The sequence below is a fragment of the Arthrobacter sp. TMS2-4 genome, assembly GCF_054511075.1.
Window position 1 is genome coordinate 80,018 of sequence record NZ_JBTNDI010000011.1, and the last position, 23,292, is coordinate 103,309.

Sequence of the window (23,292 nt, forward strand, 5' to 3'; positions counted from 1 at the left end):
TATCCCCTATCTAACGCGAGGTCCCCCGGGGACCTGGCACTACGTCACCGTGAACTGCACCGACTGCCATCCGGACGCGCCGTTCGGGACGGTGTCGGCTCGTTCCTCGGTCTGGAGGCCGTCGACGGCGTCCGTGGCCCGCGCCCTCACCGTGTGCAGTCCGGACCCGAGGGAGACCTCGTGCGACCACTGGCGCCAGGTGTCCACGGAGGCTTCGGCGGCGAGGTCCACGGGCTCCCAGTCACCGCCGTCGACCGAGACCTCGACCGCGGTGATGCCCCGCTGCTGGGACCAGGCGACGCCGCCGAGCATCACGGTGCCGCCGTCCACCTGCGCGAAGGACTTGGGCACCTCCACGCGCGCCATCGTCTTGATGGGGCCCTTCTCGGACCAGCCGCGGTCGGTCCAGTACGCCGTGCGGTCGGCGAAGCGCGTGACCTCGAGGTCCACCACCCATTTCGTCGCCGAGACGTAGCCGTACAGTCCGGGGACCACCATGCGGACCGGGAAGCCGTGCTCCGCGGGCAGCGGCTCGTCGTTCATGGCGACTGCGAGGATGGCGTCGCGGTCGTCCTGCAGCACGGGCAGGGGGGTGGACGCGCTGAAGCCGTCCGAACTCGTGGACAGGACCATGTCCGCACCGTCGAGGGGCCTGGCCCGCGCGAGGACCTCACGCAGCGGGTAGCCGAGCCATTTCGCCGTTCCGGCGAGGTAGCCTCCCACGGGGTTGGAGACGCAGGTGAGGGTGATGTGGCGCTCGATCAGATCGGCGTCCAGGAGGTCCTGGAACGAGAGCTCGAACTCCTCCTCCACCATGCCGTGCACGCGGAGCACCCAGTCGTCGGTGCTGAGCTGCGGGACCCTGAGCGCCGTGTCGATCCGGTAGAAGTCGGCGTTCGGGGTGACGAAGGGTGTCACGCCCGGGACGGGCGACTGCACGCCGGCGGGCAGTGCCGGAGCAGGACTGGCCGGAGCGGGGAACCGGAGGCCGTCGCGAAGGGCGGCGACGTTGGTGCGTGCCCCCGCGAGCAGCCGGCCGCCGCCGGCAGCGGCCGCTGCGACGACGGCGGTGACTGCCGCGGCGGCGAAGAACCCGCGGCGCGATGTTCCGCCGGAGGCCTGTGCGCCGGAGTTCGGCGGCGCCGTCGCGACGGACCCGGTACGGGCGGTGTCGCTCCCGGCGGGATCCCCGATGCGGACGGCTGCCGGACCGGCGGCGTCCCCTGCGTCGGCGTCGTCGGCCGCGGGGAGTACGGCGGCACGCCGCAGTCGGGCGGTCAGCAGGCGCAGCGCCAGCAGCCCGGCGGCGGTGCCGACGACGGTCGGCAGGGCGTCGGGCAGGGAGGCGCCGGCCCGGGAGAGGACGCAGGCCAGGATGACGGCACCCATGACCAGCACCCCGGCGACGCCGAGCGCCCACCGCCGGAACGCCACGATGCCGAGGACGGCGGCCAGCAGCGTGATCGTGATGCCCATGCCGACGAGCAGCGCCGTCTTGTCGTTGGTTCCGAACGTCGCGATGGCGAAGTCCTTCAGCCACGGCGGGGTGAAGTCGATGAAGGTGGAGCCCATGGCGATGACGGGAGTGGCGCTCGCCCGGAAGAAGGCGCCTACGAGTTCGGCAACGCCGAGCACCACGCCGGCGGCGATGATGCCGGCGAGTGCCGCCAGCGGGGTCGGACCGCGGCGGGACGTCGGAAGGTTGCTCATGGGAAGTATTCGGAGAGGCCCGTGGACGGTATGGGTCGCACCGTCTGCCGTAACGCGGCATATTTCAGGTGTCGGGTGGGAGGACCCTCCAGTACGCTGGGGGACTGTGAAGGTTCTTGTGCTGGGCCCCGGAGGCCGCGAACACGCCATCGTCCGGGCCCTGGTGGCCGACCCCTTCGTCCGGGAGGTGCATGCGGCCCCCGGCAACGCCGGAATCGCCGCGGACGTGCCCACGCACGACATCGACGCGAGCGATCCCGCCGCCGTCGTCGGGCTGGCCCGCCGCCTGGAATCGAGCCTCGTGGTGATCGGACCCGAGGCGCCGCTCGCCGCCGGCGTCGCGGACGCCCTGCTCGACGCCGACATCCCCGTCTTCGGCCCCACGCGCGCCGCCGCGCAGCTCGAGGCCTCCAAGGCCTTCGCCAAGCAGGTCATGGCGGCCGCGGGCGTGCCGACCGCGATGGCCCGGGTCGCCGCCACGGACGAGGAGGCCAACGAGGCGCTCTGCACCTTCGGCGCCCCCTACGTCGTCAAGGACGACGGCCTCGCCGCGGGCAAGGGAGTGGTGGTCACCGAGGATCTCGCCGAAGCCCGCGCCCACGCATCCGCGTGCTTCGCGGCGGGAGGGACCGTGGTCATCGAGGAGTACCTCGACGGTCCCGAGGTCTCCCTGTTCGTCCTCTCCGACGGGCACACCGTGGTCCCGTTGGCGCCCGCCCAGGACTTCAAGCGCATCCACGACGGCGATCAGGGCCCGAACACGGGCGGCATGGGCGCCTACTCGCCGCTCGAGTGGGTGCCGGCCGGCCTCGTGGAGGAGGTCGTCACGCGCGTGGCGCAACCCGTGATCGACGAGATGGCGCACCGCGGCACACCCTTCGCGGGTGTCCTCTACGTCGGTCTGGCGCTCACGGCGCGGGGACTGCGGGTCATCGAGTTCAACGCACGGTTCGGGGATCCGGAGACGCAGGCCGTCCTCGCGCGCCTCACCACACCGCTCGGCGGGGTGCTCCTCGCCGCCGCACGGGGCGATCTCGACCAGATCGACCCGCTCAACTGGTCGCCCGAGACCGCCGTCGCCGTCGTGCTCGCCTCCGAGAACTATCCCGACGCCCCGGTCACGGGCCGGCGCGTGCGCGGGCTCAAGCGGGCCGCGCAGGTGGAACGCGCGCACGTCCTGCACGCCGGCACCGCCCTGCGGAACGGCAAGGTGGTGAGCTCGGGCGGCCGCGTGCTGGCCGTCGTGGGGCTCGGGGACTCACTGGCGGACGCGCGGGCCACCGCCTACGAGAGCCTGCAGTGCATCGACCTCGCAGGCGGGCAGTCCCGCACGGACATCGCGCTCAAGGCCTCCCGCTCCGAGGTCGAGGTCGCGGGCGTCGCGGCCGCCACGGCATGAGCACCTTCGCGCCCGAGCACCCGGACCTGCCGGGCTGGCGGCATGTCTACTCCGGCAAGGTCCGTGACCTGTACGAGCCGGAGGACGGGCGCGACGACGTCGTGCTCGTGCTGGCGAGCGACCGCATCAGCGCCTACGACCACGTCCTGGCCACCGAGATCCCGGACAAGGGGCGCGTGCTCACGCAGCTGAGCCTCTGGTGGTTCGAGCGGCTCGCCGGGATCCCGAACCACGTGATCGCGTCCGACGTCGCCGGCGGTGTGCCCGCCGCCGTCGAGGGTCGGGCCATGATCTGCCGCCGCCTCGTCATGTACCCGATCGAGTGCATCGCCCGCGGCTACCTGACCGGCAGCGGACTGCTGGAGTACCGGCGGTCCCGGACCGTGTGCTCCCTGCCGCTGCCCGAAGGGCTCGTGGACGGCTCCCGGCTCGAGCCGGCACTCTTCACGCCGTCGGCGAAGGCGGAGGTGGGCGAGCACGACGAGAACATCACCTACGACGCCGTCGTCATGGCGGTGGGCGACGACGCGGCGGCACAGCTGCGGACGCTCACTCTGGACATCTACACCGCGGCGGAGGCGATCGCCCGGGAGCGCGGCATCATCCTCGCCGACACGAAGGTGGAGTTCGGCCTCGATCCGTCCACGGGCCGCATCACCCTCGGCGACGAGGTGCTGACGCCGGATTCCTCCCGGTTCTGGGACGCCGCCCTGTACGCGCCCGGGCAGGCGCAGCCCTCGTTCGACAAGCAGTTCGTCCGGGACTGGCTGTCGTCCGACGCCTCCGGCTGGGACCGGCAGTCGGAACCCCCGGCGCTACCCGCCGACGTCGTGGACCGTACGCGCGCCCGCTACATCGAGGCGTACGAGCGCCTGACCGGCCTCACCTTCGCCTGACGGCCCTCCTCCCGACGGCGCCCGACGGTGACGGCGACCGCGGCTCGCCCCGGGGACGATGCCGGGGTGCGGATCGTTGTCGTGTCGGTCCGGAGTAATGCCCGACCGGTCGGTGGAGGCTCCACCCAGCTTCATCCGCCCCGGCTCCACAGGCACAGCTTTGTTCGGTCCAGCCCTGTTCGACCCAGCGCCGTGCCGATCCTCGAGGTCGCGACCGGCGCCGACCCTTCGAGGAGCACCGTGAACAGCACCCAGCACACCCCGCGCCGCACGCCGGCCACCCGACACGCGACCCGGGCGGCCGTCGCCCTCGCTGCGACAGCCTTCCTGTTGCCGGCGGGGGGCGCCGTGGCCGCACCCCCGACGTCGTCTTTCCCGGCGGCGGTGTCGTCCCATCGGCAGCAGGACACCAGCATCCCGCTGCCCGGTGCCTCTTCCGCCGAGGGCATCGCCAAGGGCAAGGGCTCCACGTTCTATGCGGGAGACCTCGGCCTCGGCGACATCTTCCGCGGCGACCTCCGGAAGGGGACGGCCGAACTGTTCATCGACGCACCCGACGGCAGGGCCGCCGTCGGCCTCGAGGCGGATGTGCGGAACGGCCTCCTGTTCGTCTCGGGCGGACCGACGGGCCAGGCCTATGTCTACGACACCGACACGGGCGCGCCCGTAGCGGACTTCCAGCTCGCTACGGGCGATGCCTTCATCAACGACGTCACACTCACGAGGGACGGCGCCTACTTCACCAATTCGCGGAGTGCGGAGCTGTACTTCGTCCCCGTGGGCCGTGACGGGGCACTCGGCGAACCCGAGACGATCGCCCTGTCCGGGCCCGCAGCAGCGGTGACGCCCGGCTTCAACCTCAACGGCATCACGTCGGTCGACCGCGGCAGGACGCTGATCGTGGCGCATTCGGCGAACCAGGCCATCTACACCGTCGACCCGCACACGGGGATCAGCGCGGACATCGCCACTGGGGCGCTCCCCAACGTGGACGGCATCCTCGCCAAGGGGGACACCGTGTACGCCGTCCAGAACAGGATCAACCAGGTCAGCCGGATCGATCTGTCGAGGGACCTGACCCGCGGAGAGGTCGAGGACATCATCACGAGCCCCCTGTTCGAGGTGCCGACCACGGTGGCGCTGTTCGGCAACACCCTGGCCCTCGTCAACGCGAAGTTCGGCGTCGTCGATCCCGACGGGTACGAGGTGGTGACCGTCTCCGCGCGCTGACCGCCGCCGGTCCGCCACCCCTCTCCGGGCCGCCGTTCCGGTGCGCCCGGAGTGGGGCCTCATCCGTGAGGGGTGATGCCTGGTGATGGGCCCCGGGGCTGCCGACCTCACCCGGGCAAGCGGCCCGCCCGTGCGGGCTGTTGCCCAGACGGCGGGAGCCTGCGGCGTCAGATGCGGCCGGTCTCGTGGGCCCACATGGCGACCTCGACGCGGTTCCGGGCGCCGAGTTTCCGCATGACGCTGGCGACGTGCGCCTTGACGGTGCTCGGAGTGATGTAGAGCTCGCCGGCGATCTCGTTGTTGGTGCGGCCCTGGGCTACAGGCACGAGGACTTCCTCCTCCCGGGTGGTGAGGGGCTCCAGCGGCTGCCTCGGTGCCGAGGGCTGTGCGTGGGCGAACGCTGCGAGGAGTCTGACGGTCACGCTCGGTGCGATCAGCGCGTCTCCGTCGGCGGCCGCGTGGATGGCCTGGGTCAGCAGGGTGGGTCCGGCATCCTTGAGCAGGAACCCCCGGGCGCCGGCCTTGAGCGCTCCGTGGACATACTCGTCGAGGTCGAAGGTGGTGATCACCACGATCGGCAGGGGGTCGGCGACGTCGGGGCCCGCGAGACGGCGGGTGGCTTCGATGCCGTCCATCAGCGGCATGCGGATGTCGAACAGGCCGACGTCGGGGCGCAGCTCGAGTGCCAGACGGACTGCCTCGCGCCCATCAGCGGCAGCGCCGACCACGTCGATGTCGGGCTGTGCGTCGAGCAGCATCGTCAGCCCGGTGCGCACGATGGGCTGGTCGTCGGCGATGAGGACCCTGATGCTCATCCTGGCGTCCCGGTTCGGGGCAGGACCGCCTCCACGCGCCAGCCCCGCTCGGCGGGGCCTGCATCGAAGGTTCCGCCGAGCAGTGACGCGCGTTCCCGCATCCCCACCAGGCCGAAGCCTGCTGGGGCGCGGCCGCCGGCGCCGGAGGAGCCGTCGTCGTCGATGGTCAGCCGTACCCGGTCGGCGCCACCGGTGACGGCGACGGTGATCCGGGTCGCGTGGCGGGCATGCCGTCGTGCGTTGGTGATGGACTCCTGCGCCATGCGGTAGATCGCCGCCCCGACCGCCGGGCTGAGGTCGTCGAACTCTCCGGAGAGCGTCACCGTGACGCGGGGGCGCGTCCGGCCGTCCGTGGCGAGCTGCTCGACCTCGGCGACGCCCGGCTGCGGCGCGAACTCGGTGTCCTGTGAGCCGCGGAGCACGCCGACAAGGGCGCGCATCTCGGTGAGGGTCCGGGTCGCCGCATCCTCGATGATGGCCAGGGCCTCGACGGCGCGCTCGGGGTGGGAGGCCGCGATGGCGCGTCCTGCCTGGGCCTGGATGGCGATGCCCGAGACGTGGTGGGCGACGGTGTCGTGGAGCTCCCGAGCGAGCTGTTCGCGTTCGCGGGCCTTGGCCTGGTCGATGTCGCGGATGCGGGTCGTCGCGCGATAGCGGATCGCGGCGCCCAGAGCTGCGGCGAACAGGAAGAAGGCGTATCCGGCGACCGCTTCGACCAGGCCGGCGGGGTTGGCGACGAGGGTGATAGGCAGCCACACCAGAATCACGCCCAGGCCACCTGCGGCCTCCCGACCGGAACCCCAGCGGAACAGGGCGTAGGTCAGGACCAGGGTGGCCGAGACGCTTGAGGGCAGAGCGCCATGCAGCCCGGTGAGGACTCTGACGGTCTCGATGATCGCCAGTGTGCCGAAGGACACCACAACCGCGACGAGCGGATGCGTGCGTCGCCACAGCAGGGGGCCGAGGACCGCGAGCGTAGCGATGAGCAGCAGCGGGCGCGGTGCCAGGTCCTGACCAAGGACGGCTTCCAGCACGGACCAGCAGAGCAGTGCAGTAACAAGCGCCCAGTCCCTCGGCCCCGGGTCCGGGGGGTGCAGTGGTCGAGGTTCGGCCCACAGCGCGTGGAGTGCGGTGATGGCCATCTGATCAGTCTAGGCAGCGCGCGTGATCGGGGTATCGGCCGAAAGTACAGGAGCTCGGCCCTGCCGACGGCCAGGTCGGATCAGGCCCTCGGGCCGATGTGCCCGACGCCGGCATCCGTGAAGGTGGAAGCACCCACCCGACCACTGCAGATGGAGCTTCCGATGAGAACATCTCAATCCCACACCGCGTCGAAGGACCCGCAGTCCCGCTCCCCGCTGGAGGACCGGCGCATGCCCGTGCAGGCCAGGATCGCCGCCGCATGGACCAGCTTCACGTTTCTCTACGTCTATGTCGACATCTTCAACTTCTACAAGCCCGGCGTCGTCGACGGCATCCTGAACGGCCTCGTCTGGGAGTTCGACATCAGCGCGACGCTGCTGACCGTCTTCCTCGTGTCCGTGTCGGTCCCTGCCCTGATGGTGGTGCTCTCCATGACGCTGCCCGCCCGGGTGAGCCGCGTGACGAACCTCGTCGTCGCAGCGCTCCTCATCCCGTACTCGATGTTCAACGCTGCGGGCGCGACCTGGGAGTGGGCCGCCTTCTACGGCGTCTCCATCGGAGTCGAAGTGTTGCTCCTGGCCTTCATCCTGCGCTCCGCCTGGACCTGGCCCCGCGGCGCGGCATCATCGGCGACCATGCCGACCACCCCCGACAAGGAGCCACACCGCACGCCGAGGTAGGCCGTGGATCCGGGCTCCACGAACGAGCCGCGAAACGCGAAGGGCCGTTGACCTGCATGTGTGCAGGTCAACGGCCCTTCGTGCCAGTGGTCGGGGTGACAGGATTTGAACCTGCGACCTCGTCGTCCCGAACGACGCGCGCTACCAAGCTGCGCCACACCCCGATGTCGCTTCCGGGAGGCTGACCTCCCGAACATCAACTGTCCAAGGATAGCGGAGGATGAGCGGCGAGGAAAACCGGCACCGGACCCGCCGGGCGTCAGACCAGCGAGTCCTTCCACGCCGCATGCAGCGTGGCGAAGCGTCCCGTGCCGCCGATCAGTTCGGCGGGCGTCCCGTCCTCCACGACCCGGCCGTCGTGGACCACGAGCACGCGGTCGGCGATGGCCACGGTGGAGAGCCGGTGTGCGATGATCAGCGCCGTCCGGTTCCCGAGGAGCTTCTGCAGTCCCTCCTGCACCAGGCGCTCGCTCGGGATGTCCAGGGACGACGTCGCCTCGTCGAGGATCAGGACCGCCGGATCGGCGAGGAACGCGCGGGCGAAGCTGATGAGCTGCCGCTGCCCTGCCGAGACGCGGCCGCCGCGCTTGTTGACGTCCGTATCGAAGCCCTCGGGCAACTCGAGGATGAACTCCTCGGCCCCCACGGCGCGCGCGGCCGCGACGATCTCCTCACGGCGGGCCTCGGGCTTGCCGAGGGCGATGTTGTCCGCCACGGAGCCACTGAAGAGGAAGGCCTCCTGGGTGACCATGACGACGGCGCGCCGGAGGTCAGCAGGCGCGAGATCGCGGAGGTCGACGTCATCGAGCGTGAGGCGGCCTTCGGACACGTCGTAGAACCGGGCGATGAGCTTGGCCAGCGTGGACTTGCCGGCCCCGGTCTGGCCGACGAGGGCCACTGTCTGCCCGGCATGGATGGTCAGGTCCAGGCGTGGCAGCACCACGGGTCCGGTGCCGTAGCGGAACTCGACGTCGCGGAACTCGATGGCGCCCCGGGGATCGGGGAGGGGGACCGGATGCTTCGGGGGGCGTACGGTCGGGACCTCCTCGAGCAGGCCCGAGACCTTCTCCAGTGCCGCGGCGGCGGACTGGAAGGAGTTGTAGAACATGGCCATCTGGTCCACGGGCTGGAAGAACCGCTTGCTGTAGAGCAGCAGCGCGAGCAGCGCCCCGACCTCGAGGGTGCCGTCGAGGACCCGGAAGCCGCCGACCACGAGGACGACGGCCAGGGTCACGTTGCCGATCAGCACGAGCCCGGGCTGGAAGACGCCGTTGAGGTTGATGGAACGGACCGTGACCCGGCGGTAGTCCTCCGCCAGCTCGTCGTAGCGATCGGCGTTGACCTTCTCCCGGCGGAACGCCTTGACGGCGCGGATGCCGGTCATCGTCTCGATGAAGTGGACGATGAGTCTCGCGGACACCACGCGGGACTCCCGGTAGGCGATCTGCGAGTGCTTCTGGTACCAGCGGGCGAGGAAGAACATGGGGATCGCCGCGGCCAGGATCAGCAGGCCAGTACGCCAGTCGAGGGCGAAGATCGTGGCGGCGGTGAACAGCATGAAGATGGCGCCGGAGGCCAGGGAGCTGACGCCGGAGTCGAGCAGCTCCCGGAGCGCCTCGAGGTCGGAGGTCTGCCGGGAGATGATGCGCCCGGAGGTGTACTTCTCGTGGAACTCGAGGCTGAGGCGCTGCGTGTGCCGGAAGACCCGTACGCGGAGATCCAGCAGCATCGCCTGGCTGAGCTGCGCCGTCGCCCGCACGTAGCCCGCCGTCAGGACGGCTGCGAGGACCGCCGCCAGGAGATAGGTGCCGCCGGCGAACCACAGCAGGCGGGGATCGCCAGCCAGGAGGGCGGGCAGGGCGCGGTCGATGCCGAACGCGATGATCGCCGGTCCGGCCACCCGGGCCGCCTGCGAGACGACGACGAGCAGGACGGTCCAGAGGAACTGGCGGCGGTTGGGTCGGATCAGCGAGCCGAGGAGGCGGAAGGACCGCGACCGGACGGACTTGCTCTGCGCCCGGTTCAGGAGGACGTCGTCCTCGTTGAGGACGCCGGCGGAGGTGGAGCCCCGCCCGTCCCTGTCCTTCGGCGCCTCGCCGGGCGCCGACGTGGTGCGGCTCATGCCAGCGCCTCCTCGTCGTCGTGCACGGGTTCACCGATGCGCCCGAGCTGGGCGATCTCCTCGTCGTCGAGGCTGGCGATGACGTAGCGGTAGTGGTCGTTGCGGGCGAGCAGCTCGGAGTGGGTGCCGACGTCGGCGATCCGCCCGTCCTGCATCAGGGCCACCCGGTCGGCGAGGGCGACGGTGGACGGCCGGTGCGCGACGATGAGCGTCGTGGTGGCGCGGAGCATGGCGCGGAGGCCCACCTCGACGCGCTCCTCGGTGGCGACGTCGAGCGCGGACAGGGGGTCGTCGAGGACCAGGACGGTCGGCTGCGCGGCGATCGCGCGGGCCAGTGCGAGGCGCTGGCGCTGGCCGCCGGAGAGGCTGAGGCCCTCCTCGCCGATGAGGGTGTCGAGGCCCTCGGGAAGGTCGTAGGCGAACCGGGCCTGCGCGACGTCGAGGGCCTCGGCGAGGACCCGCTCGGCCTCCGCGCCCGTGGCGTCGGAACCCATGAGGACGTTGTCGCGGACGGAGTTCGAGAACAGCGTGGTGTCCTCGAAGGCGACCGCGACGAGGGTCCGCAGTTCGCCGAGTGTGAACTCCCGGAGGTCGACGCCATCGATGGTGATGCTGCCGGCCGTCACATCGTGCAGGCGGGGGACGAGCTGCAGGAGCGTGCTCTTGCCGCACCCCGTCACCCCGACCAGCGCCATGGTCTCGCCGGCGCGCAGGGTCAGGTCGACGCCGGCGATCACGTCACCGGTGTCGTCCTGCGCGTCGGGGTAGCGGAAGTGGACCGCATGGAACACGACGTCGCCGCGGGGCGCCTCGAGGTGCACGGGTGTGGCCGGGTCGGTGATGGTGTTCTCCGACTCCATGACCTCGTAGTGCCTGTCGATCGCGGTCTTCGCCGTGAAGGTCATGGCGAGCAGCGGGCCGATGAATTCGACCGGCCCGGCCACCGCGGCGGCGGTCGCGAAGAACGCCACGAGGGCGCCGATGCTCACGTCACCGGCCGCGGCCAGCATCACTCCGACGATCAGGGAGGCGCCGAGGGCGAGTTCGGGCAGCAGCGTGACGACCATGGAGAAGGTCGCGAGGGACTTCGCCTTGTGGATCTCGGTCTGGCGGAGCTCCTCGGCCTGCTCCTCGAAGCCTTCGAGGGCCTCGCGGCTGCGGCCGAACGCCTTCAGCACCCGGATGCCGTGGACGGATTCCTCGACCGTCGTCGCGAGGTCGCCGGCCTGGTCCTGGCTCTTGCGGGACACCCGGCTGTAGGAGGTGCGGAAGCGGTAGCCGTAGACCATCAGCGGCACGGCGGCCGCGAGGAAGATCAGGGCCAGGATCCAGCTCATGAAGAACATGATGACGACGCCGATCACCACGGTCAGTGACGTGACCACCAGCATGATGAGGCCGAAGGCCATCCACCGCCGCATCAGGTTGAGGTCGCTCATCGCGCGGGAGAGGAGCTGCCCGCTGCCCCAGCGGTCGTGGAACTCGACCGTGAGGTTCTGCAGGTGGCGGTAGAAGGACGTGCGCATCGCCGTCTCGACCGTCGTCGCCGGTGCGATGACGAACTGGCGCCGCAGCGCCACGAAGGTCGCCTCGAGGACGCCGAGGAGCAGGACGACGCCGGATGCGATCCAGACCGTGCGCGCGGACCCGCCCTCCGCCAGGGCGTCGTTGATGAGGACGCGGAGCACCTGGGGGATCGCGAGGGCCATGAGGCTCGCGCCGAGCGCGCAGAGCAGCCCGAGGAGCAGCCGGGGAACGATGGGTTTGACGTGCGGGTACAGACGGCCGAGCGATTCCCACAGGGTGTTCTGCTTCTTCATGCCAACTCTTCGGTGATCGATGGTTGTTGGTGTCCCTCAGCAACGATCCTAGGCCACGGAGGCTGTAACGCGGGTCACAGCCTCCGTGGCGAGCAGGCAGGCGGGTACCGGTTAGTTGCCGCTCCGGGCCGTGAGCGTCAACAGCACGGCTTCGGGCCGGCAGGCGAAACGGATGGGTGCGAAGCGGGAGGTCCCGATGCCCGCCGAAACGTTGAGGGGGACGGAGCGCCCGTCCGACTCCCACTGGGTGAGCCCGCGGGCGCGCCAGGTCGGCAGGTCGCAGTTGCTGAGCAGGGCGCCGTAGCCCGGCACACAGACCTGTCCGCCGTGCGTGTGCCCGGCCAGGATGAGCTCCGCGCCGCCGGTCGTGAAGTAGTCGAGGACGCGCTGGTAGGGCGCATGCGCTACGGCCACCCGGATGTGTGGCGCCTCGGCCGACGTGCTGCTTCCGGACGGGTAGGGCACGTACCGGTCCCGGGCCAGGTGCGGGTCGTCCACACCGGTGAAATCGATGCGCAGGTTCCCGAAGCCGATCGATTGGGACCGGTTCGTCAGGTCCACCCACCCGGCCGCACCGAACGCGCTGAACATGTCCGCCCACGGCAGATCCTGCGGCGTCGACTCCTTGGGTGCGATCGACGGACCCGCGAAGTAGCGCAGCGGATTCTTGAGCATCGGCGCGTAGTAGTCGTTGGAGCCGGGGACGAAGACACCGGGAACCGACAGGAGCGGTTCGAGTGCATCGAGGAGGGGACCCAGGGCCTTCTTGTGGCTGAGGTTGTCACCCGTATTGACCACGAGATCGGGCTTCAGGCTCGCGAGACTCCGCAGCCAGTCGGCCTTCGACTTCTGCCCCGGCACCATGTGGATGTCCGACAGGTGCAGGACCCGCAGGGGAGCCGCGCCCGGCGGGAGGAGGGGAAGCGTCTCCTCCCGCACCTCATAGAGCGTGCGCTCGACGGCCGAAGCATAGGCGAGGGTTGCGGCCCCGGCGGTCAGGATGAGCCCTGCCGCCCAGCCGAGCGGTGCCCCGCTCCGGGATGTCTGAGTCGATGTCACGCTAGTCGTTTCCTCCGTTGTTGTTGTCCGTTCCACCAGTGGTACCACCGGGGGACCCGCCCGTGCCATTCCCGCGGTTGTTCCCGCCCGGCGTGGTGCCGCGCTGCGGACCGTTGATCATACGGGCCGGAGGATCAGCGAAGGGTTTCCCTTCGTACAGTCCCGGGATCTGCTGCATGAAGCGGGCCCAGGAGGGGCCGGCGATGAGCGAGCCGTCGATCTCGGGGTAGACCTGGCCGCCGATCTGCAGGCCGCTCAGTGAGCTGTCGGGGCCCTCGCCCTGCCAGTTGCCGATCCAGCTCGCGGTGACCATGCCCGAGTTGTACCCCATGAACCAGGTCTGCGACCGGGCGTCGTTGGTGCCCGTCTTGCCGGCCATCGGGATGTCGCCGTACTCGAGCAGCTGGCCCGAGCCCTGGGTCATCACGCGCTGGGTGGCGTAGTTCACGCCGCGTGCCACGTCCTGGGGGATCTTCCGCTCGCAGGCGACGGCGGGGACCGGGTAGCTCGTGCCGTCCACCGCGGTGACCTCGGTCAGGGCGCGGGGGTCGCACACCACGCCTTCGTTGGCGAAGCCACCGAAGGCCTTGGCCATCGAGATGGGAGCCGCTTCGCCGCCGCCGCCGATGAGGGCGGAGGGCTGGTAGGCGAAGCGTTCCTCCTCGCCCTCGGAGCTCTTGGCCTGGTGGACGCCGAGGTCGTAGCCGATGTCGCGGATGCGGCACAGATCGAGCTCCCGCGCGCTGGACATGGTGATGGTGTTCAGGGACTTCGCGAGGCCGTCGAGGATCGTGGTGTCGGTGTAGTTCGTGTCGCCGTAGTTCTGCGGTGTGTAGCCGTCCTCCTCCTGGATCTCGAACTCGCCTCCGCGTGCGCAGCTGGCATCCCACTCATCGCCCTGCGGGTAGGTGCGCTTGCTGCCGTCGACGTACTGGTTGAGTGCCCTGCCGTCCTCGAGCCATGCCGCGACCGTGAAGGGCTTGTAGGTCGAGCCGGGCTGGAAGCCGCCGCCGCCGCCGAGGCTCTTGGTGGGGTCGCCGCCGTCGAACTGGTCGACGTTGAAGTTCAGGACCGTGTTGCCCGAGCCCGCTTCCGGGTTGTACCGGGTGTTCTGGGCCATGGAGAGGATGTTGCCGGTCTTCGGGTCGAGGCTCACCATCGTGTGCCCCACCTTGCCGTCGGTCGTGTCCGGGTTGGCGGTCTCGGTCACAGCGGTCTGCGCAGCGGCCTGGACGCGGGCGTCGAGCGTGGTCTTGATCGTGAGCCCGGAGCGGTAGAGCACCTTCTGGCGGTCCTCCTGGGTCTCGCCGTAAGCAGGGTCGTTCAGGATGAGGTGGGAGACGTAGTCGCAGAAGTACGGCGCCTGGGCCGCACCGACGCAGCCGCTCAGCGTCGGGGTGACGTTCAGGCCGAGGTCCGTCACGATGGCGGCGTCGTGCTCCTCCTGCGTGATCTTGCCGCGCGTGAGCATGGCGTCGATGACGAGGTTGCGGCGCTGCAGGGCACCTTCGGGGTTCTCGATGGGGCTGTAGACGGTGGGCCCGTTGACGACGCCTGCGAGCAGGGCGCTCTGCTGGATGTTGAGGTCCTTCGCGTCCACGTTGAAGAAGTACTTCGAGGCCGCCTGGACCCCGTAGCTCGTGCCGCTGAACTGCACGATGTTGAGGTACCCCTCGAGGATCTCCTCCTTCGACAGCTCCTTCTCGACGGCGATGGCGAGTTTCATCTCACGGAGCTTGTCGCCCACGGACTTCCCGCCGCTCAGCGTGACGGTGCCGCCGTTCTGGCGGGCCGTATCGTTGAGGACGTTGGTGACGAACTGCTGCGTGAGGGTCGAGGCTCCGCGGGTCGTGTCGCTCGTGAGGTTGCTGGCGATCGCACCGAAGATCCCTTCGAGGTCCACCCCGCCGTGGTCGTAGAAGCGATAGTCCTCGATCGCGATGAGGGCGTCCTTCATGGACGGCGACACCTGGTCGAGCGTGACCGGCTGCCGGTTCTCCTCGTACAGGGTAGCGATGAGGGAGTTGTCGGCCGCGAGGATCTTCGTGGGCTGGGCCAGTGCCTCGCGTTCCAGCTCGGCCGGTAGTTCCTCGAAGAACTGGATCGAAGCGGAAGCCCCCGTTCCGGCAGCCGCGGCAACCGGTACGAGGAGGCCTGCGGCGAGCACACCGGCGAGCCCACTGATTCCGAGGAATGCAATGATCTTGCCGAGAGTGGTAGCCGTGTCGAAGAGGGGTGATTTGCGCGCAGCCATTATTCCAGTTTACAAGCACGCGCTAGGCTTTCTTCATGACCAAATGGGAGTACTCCACGATTCCGCTCATCATCCACGCGACGAAGCAGATACTGGATCAGTGGGGTGACGATGGATGGGAGCTGGTGCAGGTAGTTCCCGGACCCGACGGCAACGGCCTCGTCGCCTATCTCAAGAGGGAAAAGAGCTAGCAGTGTCCGCAGGAAATCCCGTGATCTCCGGGGTCGAGGCGCGTCTCGCCGACCTCGGGGTCACCCTTCCCGCCGTCGTCCCGCCGGTCGCCTCGTATGTCCCCGCCGTCGTGAGCGGCCAGCACGTCTACACGTCGGGGCAGCTCCCCTTCATTGACGGCAAACTCACAGCTTCCGGCAAGGTCGGAGCGGGTGTCGACGCCGCGACCGCCACGAACCTCGCGGCGATCTGCGCGGTGAACGCGCTGGCAGCGATCAAGAGCGCGATCGGCGATCTCGACCGCATCACGCGGATCGTGAAGGTCGTGGGCTTCGTCGCCTCCGATCCCTCGTTCACCGGCCAGCCGGGTGTGATCAACGGTGCGTCGGACCTCCTGGGCGACGCCCTCGGTGACGCCGGCGTGCACGCCCGGTCCGCCGTCGGTGTGGTCGTCCTGCCTCTCGACTCGCCCGTCGAGGTCGAGATCATCGCGGAGTTCGCCTAGATCGTGGACCGTCTCAGCACCAGGTTCTTCCCTGTACACCCTGACCAGCGCACGGCAGCGCAGAGCTGGGTCGACCACGGGGAACGCACGCCGCTCAAGGCGCGTCCGGCGTCGTCCGTGGTCCTGCTGCGAGACAGTGCGATCGGCACCGAGACCTACCTCTCCTACCGCCGCGGGCAGTCCCCGCTGGGCGTGATCGGCTTCCCGGGCGGCAGCATCGAGGAGTCCGACGACGACGAGCTCCCCTGGTACGGCCCGACACCGGCGATGTGGGCGAAGACGCTCGGCATGGAGGACCACCGGGTGGCGAGGCGTCACGTGCTGTGTGCCATCCGTGAGCTCTTCGAGGAGACAGGTGTCCTGCTGGCCGGGCCTGATGCGTCGTCGATGGTCGAGGGCACCCAGGCCAGGGAGTGGATGAGAGCACGCGAGGCCATCAACGAGGGGGAATGCCGGTTCACGGACATCCTCAGCCGACGTGGTCTCGGTGTCCGGACGGACCTCATCAAGCCACTGTCGCACTGGGTCACCCCGGATTTCGCCCACCGCCGGTTCGACACGCACTATTTCGCCGCCGCGCAGCCCGTGAACCAGGAGCCGAGCATCCTCGAGAGCAAGGGTGTCTGGGGCGGATGGCGGTGGGCCGCCCAGGAGGTGGCCGACCGCGACACCACCCGGCTCGGCGACGAGGTGGCCCAGCCGAATACCGTGGGCTGCACATTGAGCGAGCTCGCGGTACCGGCTGTGGAGATCATCCTCGAGAAGATCGGCTCCTCGCGCGGCTGCATCGCCTACCTCTCCCACAAGCGCCCGGTGAAGCTCTACTATCCGGAGCTCGCCGAGCACGACGGCGACCTCATGCTGCAGGTCGAGTGCCCCAAGCTCACTGAGGGCGGGTCGGTCCAGCGCGGGCGCTGACCGCGGCTCCTGTGCTCCTCGGGCGTCCCGGCTCCGGCGTTCGCCGGGACTTCCCCTCTTCCCCGTCCGGTGCCGCGCGCTGGGAGAGGGGCGGACGGCGCCGACAAGGCGCCGTCGATCAGCGGCTGCGCTGGCGCAGCCGCTGGATGTCGAGGATGACGACGGCGCGCGCCTCGAGGCGGAGCCAGCCGCGCTGGACGAACTCGGCCAGGGCCTTGTTGACCGTCTCGCGGGACGCCCCCACGAGCTGCGCCAGTTCCTCCTGCGTCAGTTCGTGGGCCACGAGGACGCCGTCGGTGGCCGGTCGACCGAACCGGTCAGCGAGGTCGAGCAGGGCCTTCGCGACGCGGCCCGGGACGTCCGAGAACACGAGGTCGGCCAGCGATTCGTTGGTGCGGCGCAGGCGGCGGGCCAGGGCCTGCAGCAGCTGGGCCGAGACCTCGGGGCGCGTCTCGAGCAGGGCGCGGAGGTTCTCGTTCTTCAGCCCGGCGAGACGCGTCTCGGACACGGCCGTCGCGGTCGCGGTGCGGGGGCTCGGATCGAAGAGCGCCATTTCGCCGAACAGCTCGCCGGGGCCGAGGATCGCGAGGAGGTTCTCGCGCCCGTCCTGGGCGGTGCGTCCGAGCTTGATCTTGCCGGACACGATGAAGTACAGCTGATCGCCCTGATCGCCCTCGCGGAAGACCGACGACCCGCGGGGCAGATCGACCTCGATCAGCTCGTCCGTGAGCGCAGCGAAGACGTCGTCTCCCAGTGATGCGAAGAGGGGTGCCCGGCGCAGTACCTCGATGTCCATTGATTCTCCTGATGCGTGTGTAGTGCGTCGTCCCGCGGCGGTCACCGCCGCCTTCTCCTGTCCATCTTGCCGTACCCGGGCTGTTGTGACGACCGCTACACGTTCCCGGCCCGGATTGCAGGCGGGGAGCGGGGATTCCTCCCCGCCTTCTCCCAAGCTTCGCCGCTAGAATCGCTCGCAGTGCCGGGACCCGCGCCGCCGTCCCGCACCCGAAGCCAGGGGAGAATGTACGTGCCGGAAGTCAACCTCGGGGAGTTCACCCTCCTCGACATCATCCTCGTGGTGGTCCTCCTCGGTTATCTCGTCGCCGGGCTCCGAAACGGCTTCCTCGTGACCCTCGGCGGCATCGCCGGTTTCGTCGCCGGAGCCGTCGCCGCCTTCTTCGCCGTGCCATTGGTCAGCGGCTGGGTGCCCGACAATCCGTGGCGCCTGATCGCGGTCATCGGCACGGTCATCGTGCTCGTCATCGTCGGGCAGGGCATCGGCTCCGCCCTCGGGGCGTCCATCCGCCGCTGGTCCGATTTCCCGCCCCTGCGGCTCATCGACCGCATCCTCGGCGGGGTGGTGAACGTCGTCGTCGCAGCCCTGGTGCTGTCGATGCTGGCCTTCAGCGTCGGGACCCTGGGCGTTCCGTTCCTGTCCCAGCAGCTCGCGTCCTCGCAGGTCATCCGGACCATCGATTCGGCGACCCCCGGGCCTGTCCGCACGTGGATGGCCCAGCTGAGGTCCATCGCGGTCGACGACGGCATCCCCACCATCCTCGAGAGCGTGGGGCCCGCAGCCCCCGCCGAGGTCCCCGACGCCTCGGTGGACACGCCCGAGCTCGCTGAAGCGGGCGCGTCGGTGGTCCGCATCACCGGGACGGCCTTCCAGTGCGGGCAGAACCAGACCGGCTCGGGCTTCGTCATCGCGCCCGGCCGAGTCATCACGAACGCGCACGTCGTCGCCGGCGTCGAACGGCCCGTCGTGGAGGTACCGGGCGGTGGCGCGCTGCAGGGCCGGGTGGTGCAGCTCGACACCGTGCGCGACGTCGCCGTGATCGCCGTCGACGGCTTGCAGGCCCCGCCGCTGCCCCTCGGCGAGGAGCTCTCCAACGGGTCGACGGCGGCCTTCGCCGGCTACCCCGCGGGCGGCCCCTACCGGATCCAACCGGCGAGCGTCCAGGTCCTCTCGCCCGTGCTCGTCAACAACATCTACGGCGCGGACCCCCAACCCCTGCAGATCTACAGCCTCGCCGCCAACGTGCAGCAGGGGAATTCGGGAGGTCCGCTGCTGGACCTGCAGGGCCGGGTGGTCGGCGTCGTCTTCGCGAAGTCCACGGCGGACGCGCCCGTCGGGTATGCGCTCTCCCTCGAGGAACTGCAACCCATCGCCGAGAGCGCAGGGAACCTGGGCGACACCGTCTCCGCGGGACAGTGCACGCGCGGATAGTCGCCTGACCGGGAGGGCCCGGAGCCAGGTGGTGGACTGTCCGTGCGGGCCCGTCCGGGCCACCGACCGGCCGTTGTGCCGCAGCACGAACAGGCCGTCCCTCTCGCCCTGCCTGCCGTGAGCCTCAGCATGGTTCCGGCGAAGCGGTCCCGGTCCGGCTTCGTCGGTCTGGGTGGTCCGGCGCCCCATGACCTCCCGGATGGGCTTCCACTGGGCGAGGACGAAGGAGCGGAAGGTGGAGTAGTCGCCGAGGGGTGCCCCGGCGCAGCGCGCGGCACCGAGGAGGAGGACGGGCCGGCGGTCCTCCTGGTCCCTGGCGCCGTCGGCGGGCCCGCGGGGCGTGTCGTCGATATCAAATCGTAACCACCCGGTCTTCCGAAATGCTGTCCGGACCCCGTCTGGAAGTTAGGCTCATCACACCTATCAGCGCGTTCGTCGTCGCGGTCTCCCGGGATCCGGCACAGCCGCCAGGAATCACTCGTCACCAGGGAGTACTACATGTCCAACCGAGGCACATCCGTGCGCGGCGCAGGTTTCGCCAGGAAACGCGCTGCACTCACCGCGGGAATCTCCATCGCTGCACTCCTCCTCACCGGCTGCGTCCAGAGCCAGCGCGAGGAGAACACCGGCGCCGAGGGCGACTCCGCCGTCGACTCCACCTTCGTCTTCGCCGCGTCCTCCGACCCGAAGTCGCTCGACCCCGCCTTCGCGAGCGACGGCGAGTCCTTCCGCGTCAGCCGGCAGATCTTCGAGGGCCTCATCGGCGTAGAACCCGGCACCGCCGACCCCGCGCCGCTGCTCGCGGAGTCCTGGGAGACCTCCGAGGACGGCCTGTCCACGGTCTTCCAGCTCAAGGAGGGCGTCACCTTCCACGACGGCACCCCGTTCAACGCCGAGGCCGTCTGCTTCAACTTCGACCGCTGGTACAACTGGACCGGCATCCAGCAGGCCGAGTCGACGTCGTACTACTACGGGTCGCTGTTCCGGGGCTTCGCCGACAGCCCCGAGAACGCCATCTACGAGTCGTGCGAGGCCAATGGGGACAACGAAGTCACCATCAACCTCGCCAAGCCCTTCGCCGGCTTCATCCCGGCGCTCTCGCTGCCGGCCTTCGCCATGCAGAGCCCGACGGCGCTCGAGGAGTACTCGGCCGACGAGATCGGCGGCACCGCTGAAGCTCCCTCGCTGAGCGAATACGCCCTCGGCCACCCCGTGGGTACCGGCCCCTTCAAGTTCGACTCGTGGGACGTCGGCCAGCAGCTCGAGATCTCGATCTACGACGACTACTGGGGCGAGAAGGGCCAGATCACCAAGACGATCTTCCGGATCATCGACGACCCGCAGGCACGCCGCCAGGCCCTCGAAGCCGGCGACATCGACGGGTACGACCTCGTGGCGCCCGCCGACACGCAGTCCCTGAAGGACGCCGGCTACAACATCACGCCCCGTGATCCGTTCACCATCCTCTACCTGGGCATGAACCAGGCCATCCCCGAGCTCAAGGAACCGAAGGTCCGCGAGGCCATCGCCCACGCGATCGACAAGGAAGCCCTTGTGGCGCAGACCCTGCCCGAAGGCACCAAGGTGGCCACGCAGTTCATCCCCGACGTCGTCGACGGGTACAACGAGGACATCACCACCTACGACTTCGATCCCGAGCGCGCCAAGGAACTGCTCGCCGAGGCCGGCTACCCCGACGGTTTCGAGGTCACGTTCAACTACCCGACGAACGTCTCGCGTCCGTACATGCCCACCCCGGAGCAGGTCTTCACCAACCTGCAGGCCCAGCTCAGCGAGGTGGGCATCACGGTGACGCCTGCTCCCGCCGCCTGGTCACCGGACTACCTGAACCAGATCCAGGCGACGCCCGACCACGGCCTGCACCTGCTCGGCTGGACGGGCGACTACAACGACACCGACAACTTCATCGGCGTCTTCTTCGGCCAGGAGAAGCTGGAGTTCGGCTTCGACAACCCCGAGCTGTTCGAGGCCCTCGACGAGGCCCGCGGAATGAGCGACCGCGACGAGCAGACCGAGCTGTACAAGGAGATCAATGAGCAGATCGCCGAGTTCAACCCGGCCATCCCGCTCGCCCATCCCGCTCCGTCGCTGGCGTTCGCGCCGCGCGTCACCTCCTACCCGGCGAGCCCCGTCAACGACGAGGTCTTCACCGAGATCGAGCTGAGCGAGTAGTAGCCTCACCCAGTGCGGGCCGGCCACTGATCCCGGTGGCCGGCCCGCTCTGTCCTACCCCCGCCCTGCATCCCGGTTTCCCCGGAAGGATCCCCAGTGTTACGCGTCATCGGTAAGCGGCTAGCCCTGCTCATCCCCACCCTGTTCGGCCTGTCCGTCCTGCTGTTCCTGTGGGTCCGGAGCCTTCCCGGAGGTCCGGCCACGGCCCTCCTCGGGGAGAAGGCGACCCCGGAGGCCGTCGCCCGGATCAACGAGCTGTACGGGTTCGACCGCCCGCTGATCACCCAGTACCTCACCTATATCGGCAGGCTGCTCCAGGGCGACTTCGGCGTCTCGATCAACACCGGTCGTCCCGTCCTCGAGGAGTTCGCCACCCGGTTCCCCGCCACCGTCGAACTGACGATCATCGCCCTGATCTTCGCCATCGGTGTCGGCGTCCCGCTCGGGTACCTCGCCGCGCGGCACAACGGCCGGTTCATCGACCACGGCTCGGTGGTCCTCAGCCTGATCGGCATCACCGTGCCGGTCTTCTTCCTGGCGTTCATCCTCAAGTACCTGTTCGCGATCCAGTGGTCGCTCCTGCCCCCGGACGGACGACAGGACCCCCGGATGGATGCCACCCACTACACGCAGTTCTATGTGTTGGACGGCCTGCTGACCGGCGAGTACGACGCCGCCTGGGACGCCTTCCTGCATCTGATCCTGCCCGGGCTCGCCCTCGGCACCATCCCGCTCGCGATCATCGTCCGCATCACCCGCGCCTCGGTCCTGGAGGTGCAGAACGCCGACTACGTGCGCACCGCTCGGGCCAAGGGGCTCAGGGAGAGCACCATCCGCGGCAGCTTCATCCTGCGGAACGCGATGCTCCCCGTCGTCACGACGATCGGCCTCCAGCTGGGCCTGCTCATCTCCGGTGCGGTGCTGACCGAGACGGTGTTCGCCTTCAACGGGATCGGCCGGTTCCTGCGGGATGCCATCTTCGGCCTGGACTACCCGGTCCTCCAGGGCTTCATCATCTTCATCGCCGTCCTCTACGCGCTGATCAACCTGATCGTCGACCTCTCCTACTCCGTCATCGACCCGAGGGTGCGTGTGCAATGAGTACCATCCTGCCCCCCGCCGCGGACGGTTCCGTGGCCCCGAACGATCCCGCCATCGACACCGGGCGCGGCACCGGCCTGTGGAAGGACGCCTACCTCCGGCTGCGCCGGAACCCGCAGGCGATCGTCGGTGCCGTCATCATCGGGCTGTTCCTGCTCGTGGCCATCCTCGCGCCGATCCTCGCGCCCTATGGCGGCGACGAGCTCCCGGGACGCACGTCGATCACCCCCACCAGCATTCCCGGTCCCGGCGAGATCGACGGATTCCCGCTGGGACTGGACCGCTTCGGCGGGGACGTCCTCAGCAAGCTCATCTGGGGTGCCCGGGCCTCGCTGCTCATCGGCGTCGTCTCGACAGCGCTCGGTCTCGCGGGAGGCATGCTGCTCGGCGTCCTGGCCGGCGGTCTCGGCGGCTGGGTGGACAGCGTGATCATGCGCTTCGTGGACATCCTGCTGTCCGTCCCCAGTCTCCTCCTCGCCGTGAGCATCGCCGCGATGCTGGGCCAGAGCACCTACGCGATCATGATCGCCATCGGCGTCTCGCAGATTCCCATCTTCGCGCGGCTCCTGCGCTCCACGATGCTGTCGCAGCGGGGCGCCGACTACATCCTCGCGGCGCAGACCCTGGGCCTCAGCCGCCGGACGATCACGATGAGCCACCTGCTGCCCAACAGCATGGGTCCCGTGATCGTGCAGGCCACCCTCAGCCTGGCTACCGCCGTGATCGACGCCGCCGCGCTGGCCTTCCTCGGCCTCGGTGGCGGGCTGCCGCAGACCGCCGAGTGGGGACGCATGCTCACCTACGCGCAGGCGGAACTCGGGGTCGCGCCCCAGCTCGCCTTCCTCCCGGGTGCGTGCATCGTCATCACGGCGCTGGGCTTCACCCTGCTGGGCGAGTCGCTGCGCGAGGCGCTCGACCCGAAGACGCGCAAGAAGTAGTCGGCGCCGCAGGACACAGGACGCGGAAGCGGCCACCCACCCCCAGGCCGGTGGCCGCTTCCTCGTCCTGGGGTCCGCGGGCGTGCACATCCCGCCATCCCGGGTCCGTCC

At 69.6% G+C, this 23,292-nt stretch carries 19 protein-coding genes and 1 tRNA gene; 11 read left to right on the plus strand and 9 right to left on the minus strand.

Annotation, left to right across the window (positions count from 1 at the left end):
- Positions 1-39: 39 nt before the first annotated feature.
- A complete protein-coding gene (locus tag ACX80F_RS13570) occupies positions 40-1,710 on the minus strand; it encodes a molybdopterin-dependent oxidoreductase (protein WP_459336935.1) in 1,671 nt (556 codons plus the stop codon).
- Positions 1,711-1,816: 106 nt separating this feature from the next.
- On the opposite strand from ACX80F_RS13570, the gene purD reads away from it, so the two are divergent.
- The 3 genes from purD (at position 1,817) to ACX80F_RS13585 (ending at position 5,235) form a co-directional block, all read left to right on the plus strand.
- A complete protein-coding gene (gene purD / locus ACX80F_RS13575; RefSeq protein WP_459336936.1) occupies positions 1,817-3,109 on the plus strand; it encodes a phosphoribosylamine--glycine ligase in 1,293 nt (430 codons plus the stop codon).
- Entirely contained in the window at positions 3,106-4,005 is a 900-nt protein-coding gene (locus ACX80F_RS13580; protein WP_459336937.1) for a phosphoribosylaminoimidazolesuccinocarboxamide synthase, read from the plus strand. The genes purD and ACX80F_RS13580 overlap by 4 nt, the downstream gene beginning before the upstream one ends.
- 240 nt (positions 4,006-4,245) lie before the next feature.
- The gene (locus tag ACX80F_RS13585; protein ID WP_459336938.1) at positions 4,246-5,235 is read left to right on the plus strand and encodes an SMP-30/gluconolactonase/LRE family protein; all 990 of its coding nucleotides are present in this window, start codon (positions 4,246-4,248) and stop codon (positions 5,233-5,235) included.
- Between the two features lie 167 nt (positions 5,236-5,402).
- Here the strand turns inward: ACX80F_RS13585 and ACX80F_RS13590 are convergent, their stop codons facing one another.
- Together ACX80F_RS13590 and ACX80F_RS13595 are read right to left on the minus strand one after the other, a co-directional pair.
- Positions 5,403-6,050 carry a response regulator gene (locus ACX80F_RS13590; protein ID WP_459336939.1) on the minus strand — a complete coding sequence of 216 codons (648 nt, stop codon included), beginning with the start codon at positions 6,048-6,050 and terminating at the stop codon, positions 5,403-5,405.
- Complete coding sequence (locus ACX80F_RS13595; RefSeq protein ID WP_459336940.1) at positions 6,047-7,192, minus strand: sensor histidine kinase; 1,146 nt, start codon at positions 7,190-7,192, stop codon at positions 6,047-6,049. Before ACX80F_RS13595 ends, ACX80F_RS13590 begins: the two co-directional genes overlap by 4 nt.
- A gap of 162 nt (positions 7,193-7,354) precedes the next feature.
- On the opposite strand from ACX80F_RS13595, the gene ACX80F_RS13600 reads away from it, so the two are divergent.
- Positions 7,355-7,873 (plus strand): DUF6326 family protein, encoded by a 519-nt coding sequence (locus tag ACX80F_RS13600; protein WP_459336941.1) that lies wholly within the window; start codon positions 7,355-7,357, stop codon positions 7,871-7,873.
- A gap of 87 nt (positions 7,874-7,960) precedes the next feature.
- Here the strand turns inward: ACX80F_RS13600 and ACX80F_RS13605 are convergent.
- From ACX80F_RS13605 to ACX80F_RS13625, 5 genes are all read right to left on the minus strand, one after another.
- A tRNA-Pro gene (locus tag ACX80F_RS13605) sits at positions 7,961-8,037 on the minus strand.
- Positions 8,038-8,132: 95 nt separating this feature from the next.
- A complete protein-coding gene (locus ACX80F_RS13610) occupies positions 8,133-9,995 on the minus strand; it encodes an ABC transporter ATP-binding protein (RefSeq protein ID WP_459336942.1) in 1,863 nt (620 codons plus the stop codon).
- On the minus strand, positions 9,992-11,815 hold the full coding sequence (locus ACX80F_RS13615; protein WP_459336943.1) for an ABC transporter ATP-binding protein: 1,824 nt from the start codon (positions 11,813-11,815) through the stop codon (positions 9,992-9,994). Before ACX80F_RS13615 ends, ACX80F_RS13610 begins: the two co-directional genes overlap by 4 nt.
- 111 nt (positions 11,816-11,926) lie before the next feature.
- Positions 11,927-12,874 (minus strand): metallophosphoesterase, encoded by a 948-nt coding sequence (locus tag ACX80F_RS13620; protein ID WP_459336944.1) that lies wholly within the window; start codon positions 12,872-12,874, stop codon positions 11,927-11,929.
- A 1-nt stretch (position 12,875) separates the two neighbouring features.
- Complete coding sequence (locus ACX80F_RS13625) at positions 12,876-15,128, minus strand: transglycosylase domain-containing protein (RefSeq protein WP_459336945.1); 2,253 nt, start codon at positions 15,126-15,128, stop codon at positions 12,876-12,878.
- A 35-nt stretch (positions 15,129-15,163) separates the two neighbouring features.
- Here ACX80F_RS13625 and ACX80F_RS13630 point away from each other — a divergent pair, with 35 nt between their 5' ends.
- From ACX80F_RS13630 to ACX80F_RS13640, 3 genes are read left to right on the plus strand one after another with little or no spacing between them, the layout of a single operon-like run.
- On the plus strand, positions 15,164-15,319 hold the full coding sequence (locus ACX80F_RS13630; protein ID WP_137370103.1) for a DUF4177 domain-containing protein: 156 nt from the start codon (positions 15,164-15,166) through the stop codon (positions 15,317-15,319).
- Between the two features lie 2 nt (positions 15,320-15,321).
- Positions 15,322-15,804, plus strand: coding sequence for a RidA family protein (locus tag ACX80F_RS13635; RefSeq protein ID WP_459336946.1), 483 nt, complete (start codon positions 15,322-15,324; stop codon positions 15,802-15,804).
- 3 nt (positions 15,805-15,807) lie between these two features.
- Complete coding sequence (locus ACX80F_RS13640; protein WP_459336947.1) at positions 15,808-16,722, plus strand: NUDIX hydrolase; 915 nt, start codon at positions 15,808-15,810, stop codon at positions 16,720-16,722.
- Between the two features lie 118 nt (positions 16,723-16,840).
- Here ACX80F_RS13640 and ACX80F_RS13645 read toward each other — a convergent pair whose 3' ends face one another.
- Positions 16,841-17,518: a Crp/Fnr family transcriptional regulator gene (locus tag ACX80F_RS13645; RefSeq protein ID WP_459336948.1), complete on the minus strand. Its 678-nt coding sequence runs from the start codon at positions 17,516-17,518 to the stop codon at positions 16,841-16,843.
- A 231-nt stretch (positions 17,519-17,749) separates the two neighbouring features.
- On the opposite strand from ACX80F_RS13645, the gene ACX80F_RS13650 reads away from it, so the two are divergent.
- The 4 genes from ACX80F_RS13650 (at position 17,750) to ACX80F_RS13665 (ending at position 23,181) form a co-directional block, all read left to right on the plus strand.
- Positions 17,750-18,949, plus strand: a complete 1,200-nt coding sequence (locus tag ACX80F_RS13650; RefSeq protein ID WP_459336949.1) for a MarP family serine protease — start codon at positions 17,750-17,752, stop codon at positions 18,947-18,949.
- 498 nt (positions 18,950-19,447) lie between these two features.
- Complete coding sequence (locus ACX80F_RS13655; RefSeq protein ID WP_459336950.1) at positions 19,448-21,142, plus strand: ABC transporter substrate-binding protein; 1,695 nt, start codon at positions 19,448-19,450, stop codon at positions 21,140-21,142.
- Between the two features lie 96 nt (positions 21,143-21,238).
- Entirely contained in the window at positions 21,239-22,243 is a 1,005-nt protein-coding gene (locus tag ACX80F_RS13660) for an ABC transporter permease (protein WP_459336951.1), read from the plus strand.
- Entirely contained in the window at positions 22,240-23,181 is a 942-nt protein-coding gene (locus ACX80F_RS13665; protein WP_459336952.1) for an ABC transporter permease, read from the plus strand. The genes ACX80F_RS13660 and ACX80F_RS13665 overlap by 4 nt, the downstream gene beginning before the upstream one ends.
- Positions 23,182-23,292 lie beyond the last annotated feature (111 nt).